This is a genomic window from Dolichospermum sp. FACHB-1250, assembly GCF_014696335.1.
Taxonomy (GTDB): Bacteria; Cyanobacteriota; Cyanobacteriia; order Cyanobacteriales; family Nostocaceae; genus Dolichospermum; species Dolichospermum planctonicum.
Map to the genome: position 1 here is coordinate 75613 of NZ_JACJPZ010000014.1, position 7645 is coordinate 83257.

The 7645-nt window shown below is 38.6% G+C and carries 7 protein-coding genes; 6 read left to right on the forward strand and 1 reads right to left on the reverse strand.

Going from position 1 to position 7645, the window contains the following annotated elements; all coding sequences use genetic code 11:
- The first annotated feature begins 54 nt into the window (after positions 1–54).
- The 4 genes from H6F39_RS07130 (at position 55) to psaX (ending at position 4043) form a co-directional block, all read left to right on the forward strand.
- Positions 55–681, forward strand: a complete 627-nt coding sequence (locus H6F39_RS07130; protein WP_190371098.1) for a Uma2 family endonuclease — start codon at positions 55–57, stop codon at positions 679–681.
- A gap of 154 nt (positions 682–835) precedes the next feature.
- Positions 836–2398 (forward strand): NAD(P)H-quinone oxidoreductase subunit N, encoded by a 1563-nt coding sequence (locus tag H6F39_RS07135; protein ID WP_190371097.1) that lies wholly within the window; start codon positions 836–838, stop codon positions 2396–2398.
- A 199-nt stretch (positions 2399–2597) separates the two neighbouring features.
- Positions 2598–3500: a lipoyl synthase gene (gene lipA / locus H6F39_RS07140; RefSeq protein ID WP_190371096.1), complete on the forward strand. Its 903-nt coding sequence runs from the start codon at positions 2598–2600 to the stop codon at positions 3498–3500.
- A 423-nt stretch (positions 3501–3923) separates the two neighbouring features.
- A complete protein-coding gene (gene psaX, locus H6F39_RS07145) occupies positions 3924–4043 on the forward strand; it encodes a photosystem I protein PsaX (protein ID WP_137906524.1) in 120 nt (39 codons plus the stop codon).
- Positions 4044–4064: 21 nt separating this feature from the next.
- Here the strand turns inward: psaX and H6F39_RS07150 are convergent, their stop codons facing one another.
- The gene (locus H6F39_RS07150; RefSeq protein WP_137906523.1) at positions 4065–4934 is read right to left on the reverse strand and encodes a branched-chain amino acid ABC transporter permease; all 870 of its coding nucleotides are present in this window, start codon (positions 4932–4934) and stop codon (positions 4065–4067) included.
- Positions 4935–5047: 113 nt separating this feature from the next.
- Between H6F39_RS07150 and ovoA the strand changes: the two genes are divergently transcribed.
- A complete protein-coding gene (ovoA, locus tag H6F39_RS07155) occupies positions 5048–6370 on the forward strand; it encodes a 5-histidylcysteine sulfoxide synthase (protein WP_190396451.1) in 1323 nt (440 codons plus the stop codon).
- 79 nt (positions 6371–6449) lie between these two features.
- Positions 6450–7427, forward strand: coding sequence for an L-histidine N(alpha)-methyltransferase (gene egtD, locus H6F39_RS07160; protein WP_190371094.1), 978 nt, complete (start codon positions 6450–6452; stop codon positions 7425–7427).
- Positions 7428–7645: the final 218 nt, after the last annotated feature.

Genomic DNA, 7645 nt, shown 5'->3' on the forward strand with positions numbered 1-7645 from the left:
CATGGATTTAGCGAAAATGCTAGAGTGATGATATTGATGGGGCTAAGTTGACCTATGACCATTGCAACCGAAATACCAAGACAACAGCAGTTACTAAGTTTTGGCGATTTTATCGTCCGTTATGGTGACAGTAACCGCTACGAATTGATTGATGGAGAGGTGTTTGATTTAGAACCAACGGGCTACCATGAAGAAGTTTCAGCTTTTACTACCACAAAAATTTGCGCCCAAATTGATGCAATAGGTTTAAATTGGTTTGTCCTTCAGCGAGGATTACTACGTCCTTCTAACTTGGGTATGACAGCATTTCGACCTGATGTTATGGTTATTGATCGCAATGAACTTGCGAAAGAACTACTTTGGAATGACCAATCAATCCTCACGCTGGGCAGTTCGATTAAATTTGTGATGGAAGTAGTTAGTAGCAACTGGCAAAACGATTATGCGCGTAAAGTCGAAGACTACGCAATTCTAGGTATTCCTGAATATTGGATTGCGGATTATGCGGGTCTAGGTGGGACTCGACATATTGGGAAACCGAAACAACCTACCCTTTCCATTTGTACGTTAGTCAAAGGAGAGTATGAAATTCAGCAAATTCGAGGCAATCAACCCATTACTTCCCCGACATTCCCAAATTTCCAACTGACAGCTGAACAAGTTTTAAAGGCTGGCAGATAAAGTGCTTTAAGCTATGCTTACAGGAATATCCGGTTAGCTAAAATCAAATATAAGAATTATCAACTGTTAAAGATAGAAAGATCAATGCAATTTTAGTTAAAAACTATAGATAGAATAAACTTGTGTCAGCTAATCGCTAAAACCTATACATCTCATGGATTTTGCTAATTTTGCATCCCAGTTAAATGCGGGAACGATTTTACCAGAGGGAATCGTCATGATTACCCTTCTGGGGGTTTTGATTGTTGATTTGATTTTGGGGCGTAGCTCTGCTCGCTGGATAGGATATCTAGCTACGCTCGGTTTAACAGCGGCAATAATCGCTCTATACTTTCAATGGGATACAACTACCCCCATTGCTTTTACTGGTAGTTTTAATGGTGATGACCTGAGTATTGTCTTTCGTGGTATCATCGCTCTATCGGCGTTGGTGACAATATTAATGTCAATTCGCTATGTCGAACAAAGTGGTACGGCTTTAGCCGAATTTATCGCTATTTTGATGACTGCGACTTTGGGAGGAATGTTTTTATCCGGCGCTAATGAGTTGGTGATGATTTTCATCTCTCTAGAAGCCCTGAGTATTTCCTCTTATTTGTTGACAGGTTATACAAAACGTGATTCCCGTTCCAATGAAGCAGCGTTGAAATACCTGTTAATTGGTGCTTCTAGTACAGCAGTATTTTTGTATGGTGTCTCCCTCTTGTATGGTTTATCTGGTGGACAAACGGAATTAAGTGCGATCGCTCAGGGTATTGCCACAGCGAATGTTGGTCAATCTCTAGGTTTAGTAATTGCTTTAGTTTTCGTAATTGCGGGTATTGGCTTTAAAATTTCCGCTGCACCTTTTCACCAATGGACACCAGACGTTTATGAAGGCGCACCCACCCCTGTAATCGCTTTTTTATCCGTCGGTTCTAAAGCAGCCGGGTTTGCTCTGGCTATCCGCTTATTAACCACTGTCTTCCCAATTGTAGCTGATGAGTGGAGATTTGTTTTTACCGCTTTAGCTGTCCTAAGTATGGTATTGGGTAACGTTGTCGCCCTAGCCCAAACTAGCATGAAACGGATGTTAGCTTATTCATCTATTGCCCAAGCTGGGTTTGTGATGATTGGCTTAATTGCGGGAACTGATGCCGGTTATTCCAGTATGATTTTCTATCTATTGGTATACCTGTTTATGAACCTGTGCGGCTTTACTTGTGTGGTATTATTCTCTCTCCGCACGGGAACAGACCAAATTGCTGAATACTCTGGTTTGTATCAAAAAGACCCTCTCCTCACACTGGGTTTGAGTATTTCCCTCTTGTCTTTGGGTGGTATTCCCCCATTAGCCGGATTTTTCGGGAAAATTTACCTATTTTGGGCAGGTTGGCAAGCTGGTCTTTACTGGTTAGTTCTGCTCGGTTTAATTACTAGTGTGGTTTCTATCTATTACTACATTCGTGTAGTTAAGATGATGGTGGTCAAAGAACCTCAAGAAATGTCCGAAGTAGTTAAAAACTACCCCCAGGTGCGTTGGGATTTACCAGGGCTTAGACCTTTACAAGTGGGTTTGATAGTAACTTTGATAGCTACTACTATCTCTGGAATTTTATCCAATCCCTTGTTTACTTTGGCTAACAATTCTGTTACTAACACTCCTATGTTACAAGCAGCAAAGGCTGTCAGTACACAAGTCAGTGTTATTACCAACCAAGAGCCACAGCAATTTTAGGTTATTTGTAAGTAATTGGTAATGGGTAATTGGGAATAAAACTAATCTTCAAGACCCAATTACCCATTTTTTTTGTTAATTGCTGCTATATATAATAATCTGTGTACTCTGTGGTTTGTTCAAAAAAATCAGTTCAAAACCCACTGATGACTGATATATATAAATTGTGTTTTTAGTTTTAAGTAGCAAGATAAAATAAATGAATTATTCACAAAAGCAAAAGGTTGATATCAAGTCGGAAATTATAACCATGCCTAGCTGGTTGCGTCGTCCTCTGGGCAAAGCTAGTGAAATGTCTACCGTCCAGCGGATCATTAAGCAGCGTCAAATTCACACAATTTGTGAAGAGGGGCGTTGTCCAAATCGGGGTGAATGCTATGCCCAAAAAACAGCTACCTTTTTATTAATGGGTCCGACCTGTACCCGGTCTTGTGCTTTTTGTCAAGTAGATAAAGGTCATGCCCCCATGGCTTTGGATGAGCAAGAACCCCAAAAAGTAGCAGAATCAGTACAGCTTTTAGGATTGCGGTATGTGGTGTTAACTGCTGTAGCCCGTGATGATTTAGCTGATGGGGGAGCGGGTCATTTTGTCAAGACAATGGAGACTATCCGCGACCTGAACCCAGCAACTCAGATTGAAGTGTTAACATCGGATTTTTGGGGTAGTGGAGGTCTAGCTGGCCAACGTCACAGCCTAGAGGTGATTATTCAAGCTGAACCAGCTTGTTTTAACCATAATGTGGAAACAGTCCGCAGGTTAACCCCAACCGTGCGCCGAGGGGCAAAATATGACCGCTCCTTGGCTGTATTAGCAACAGTTAAAGAATTTAATGATCAGATGCCTACGAAGTCGGGTGTGATGGTGGGTCACGGAGAAACAATAGATGAATTAATTGAGACAATGGCGGATTTGCGCTCTGTAAAGTGCGATCGCTTAACCATTGGTCAATATATGCGTCCTTCTTTAGATCATCTCCCGGTCCAAAAATATTGGACACCGGAGGAATTTACAGAATTAGGTGATATAGCCAAGGATATGGGTTTTAATCATGTCCGTTCGAGTCCGTTGGTTCGCAGTTCCTACCACGCTGGGGAGGAATAAGGGAACAGGGAACAGGGAACAGGGAACAGGGAACAGGGAACAGGGGACAGGTTACAGGGGACAGGTTACAGGGGACAGGTTACAGGTTACAGGGAACAGGGAACAGGTTACAGGGAACAGGGAACAGGGAACAGGGAACAGGGAACAGGGGTGCAGAGGAGAAGATTTTTCCTACCGACCACTGTCAACTGTCAACTGTCAACTGTCAACTGTCAACTGTCAACTGTCAACTGTCAACTGTCAACTGACCACTGTCAACTGTCAACTGTCAACTGTCAACTGACCACTGTCAACTGTCAACTGTCAACTGTCAACTGACCACTGACCACTGACCAACCTTACAAAAATATTTTTAAAGAATTTGCAAAATTGGCGCGTGAGTTTGCTATTTCTTAAAAAGTCACGAAATTAGGAGAACCGCTTATGACCGCTAAAAGCAAACCCGCTGCTAAACCTTCCTACGTTTTCCGTACTGGTTGGGCTTTATTACTTTTGGCTGTTAACTTTTTGGTAGCAGCTTACTACTTCCACATTATTGAATAGTTAGAAGTAGGCTGGTGCTGCTTAAATCGTGCCTTTGAATAAACCCTTGGGACGAATGAGCAGCACCAAAATCATGATTAATAGGGCTACACCTTGTTTATACTGTGAACCTAGCCAAGGGGTGCTAACTTCTTGGGCAATACCAATTATAAAGGCTGCGGCGATCGCTCCGTAAGGATTGCCAATTCCACCCAAAATTACAGAAGCGAATAGGGGTAGGATTAAAAACCAACCCATATTTGGACGCACGGCTGTAATTAGCCCGTACATACTACCTCCCAAGGAAGTGAACGTACCAGCAATTACCCAAGTCCAAAGAATTACTCTATCAACATTAATACCCGATACTCTAGCCAAATCTAAATCGTCGGCCACTGCCCGCATGGCTTTACCAACTTTGGTATTTTGTAGTAGGTAGTGAAGGGATAAAATAGCCAAAATAGCTAATCCCAGTACCAATAATTGATTTTGCGGTACTCTTAATGTACCAAATTCTAAAGCTGATATGACGGGTAGATTATAATTTTGGTTTTTACCTCCCCAGATAAAAATAATGCCGTTGCGGAGGAATAAAGCCAGCCCAATGGAGATAATGATCAGACTTGTGGAAGTAGCACGGATAGACCGCATTTTTGACCAAAGTAATTTTTCTGCTAGTAACATTCCTCCTACTGTTCCCAAGGCTGCTAAAATCATTGACAGCCAAATATTTACACCTGTACTATTGGTCATGAGGGTTAGATAAGCACCCAAAGTGAGAAAATCACCATGGGCAAAATTAGATAACCGTAAAATACCGTAGGTTAGAGTCAGTCCGACGGCTGCTAAGGCAATAATGCTACCTACAGCAATACCGTTGATCATCAATTGAGGAAATTGTTGTATATCCATATTTTACAAAATTATCTATATATTGAGAATAAAATAGAAGATAATTATGTTAACATAATTTCAGATAAACTTAATTAATTGAGATCATACCAACAATTCACCAGACCAAAAAAATGACAGATGCCCATATTCCCCAACTCGATAATTGTAGTTCCACAATCCTACTTAACTATTTTGAAAATTCCTGGGAAATGGAAGAAACCTTAATGAAAAGTGTAATTAAGGAAGAAACCTTTTATCTAAATCCCGATCCTTTAAGAAATAAATTAATTTTCTATCTTGGCCATTCCGCTGTTTTTTATATCAATAAATTAATTCAGGTCGGTTTATTAAAAAATCGGATTAATCCCCAATATGAAAATCTATTTGAAATTGGCGTTGATCCAGAAACACCAGCAGAACTAGAGGTAGCTATTCAAGGATTTAACTGGCCTGATGTTGAAAAAGTCTGGGAATATCGAAACAAAGCTAGGTCAGAAATTACAGCAATCATTAACAACACTACCCTAAATTTACCCATTGATCAACAACATCCTATTTGGGCTTTATTAATGGGAATAGAACATAGTCGCATTCATTTGGAAACCTCTTCCATGCTGTTGCGTCAACTACCAATTGATAAATTACAACGTCCCCAAAGATGGAATTATGCACCTAGTAATGGAGAAATTCCTGATAATCAAATGCGAGAAATTCCCGGTGGTGTCGTCAAATTAGGAAAGAATGAAGATGATTTAACTTTTGGGTGGGATAGTGAATATGGTAATTTAGAAGTTGAAGTCAAACCATTTTTAGCTAGTCAATATCTAATTACAAATGGAGAATTTTTAGAATTTGTTCAAGCAGGTGGTTACAACAATTCTAATTACTGGAATGCTGAATCTTGGACATGGAAACAACTCTACAATGTAGAATATCCTAAGTTTTGGATAGCCCAAGAAAATAACTATCGTTATCGTGCTACATTTGATGAAATAGATTTACCTTTAGATTGGCCTGTAGAAGTTAACCATTATGAAGCAATGGCTTATTGTCAGTGGAAAGGTAAGAATACTCGGTTAATGACAGAAGCAGAATGGAATCAAGCTCTGAAAATATCTGAAGATTATCGGTTATCAAATAACTACAATCTGAACTTACAATTTATTTCCCCAACTCCTGTAGGAATGTTTTCAGAAAATAATCAATCTGGTATTTCTGACTTACGGGGTAATGTTTGGGAATGGTTGTCTAGTACATTCTACCCCTTACCAGGATTTAAAACCCATGATCTTTATCCAGATCAATCTGCACCATTTTTTGATAATAAACATTTTATGATGTTGGGTGGTTCTTGGGCAACGAATGGTACAATGGCTTTACCTTGTTATCGTAACTGGTTTCGTCCGTTTTTTTATCAGCACGTCGGTTTTAGAATTGCTGCCAGTTTGGATTAAATAACTGGATTAAATAAATATCAAATAAATATCTTTTTTTTCACCCAGAGTCACAAAGTAAACAGAGAGGATTTAGCAAATGATTACACAACCTTTAACAGTTTTAGATCATCATTATCAAGAGCTAAGTATTGATGGTAAAGATGTCATTAAGGGGTTAACTGAAAAACCGAAAAATTTACCCCCCAAATATTTTTATGATGATCCTGGTTCTCTATTATTTGAAAAGATTTGTGAGTTACCAGAATATTATCCGACTCGTACAGAAGCCTGGATTTTACAACAATATGCTGATGAAATTGCAGAAATTACAAATTGTTGTGAGTTGATAGAATTAGGTAGTGGTAGTTCTACAAAAACTCAAGCTTTATTAACTGCTTATCAAAAGATTGCTAACTCTTGTAGATATCTACCTATTGATGTCAGCGGAGGTATTCTAAAAACTAGTGTTTTACAGTTACAAGAAAAGTATCCTGATTTCTCTATTCATGGTTTATTAGGAACTTATGAACAAGCGTTAGTTCATCTAGAATCGAATTATTTACAATCACGGATGTTATTTTTCTTGGGAAGTTCTTTAGGGAATTTTAACCCGGAAGAATGTGATATTTTCTTAAATCAAGTTTCTCGCACTTTACAACCGGGAGATTATTTTTTATTGGGTATTGATTTACAAAAACCCCAAGATATTCTAGAAGCTGCTTATAATGATAGTCAAGAAGTGACTGCTGCTTTTAATTTGAATATGCTTTCTCATTTGAATTGGCGTTTTCAAAGTAATTTTGATATCAATTTGTTTAGACATGAAGCAATTTATAATCACGTTGATCATCAAATTGAAATGTATTTACATTGTCAAAAAAGCCATTGGGTTAATTTACAAATATTGGATTTAAAGGTGCATTTTGCAGAGGGAGAAAGTATATTAACAGAGATTTCCCGGAAGTTTGATTTAGTAACTATGGAAAAACAATTACAAAGTAAGGGATTAAATACTGTGAAAACTTGGACAGATGAAAAAGGCTGGTTTGGCTTGATTTTGTGTCAAGTTGAATAACTTTTCTTTTCAGCATTCAGGATTGAGAAATCAGGATGAAAAATACTTATACTTATAAAGTTCTGAATGCTGATAATTGTCATTGTTCAACGAGATAAAATAAATTACAGCACTTCCCGGTGTTATGAGGTACAGTAACAACAATTAGTGAACCAATTTTTTAAATGTTGAGGATTCATCAAATCGAGAGCAACAGAAATAACTTTATCAACTATTTC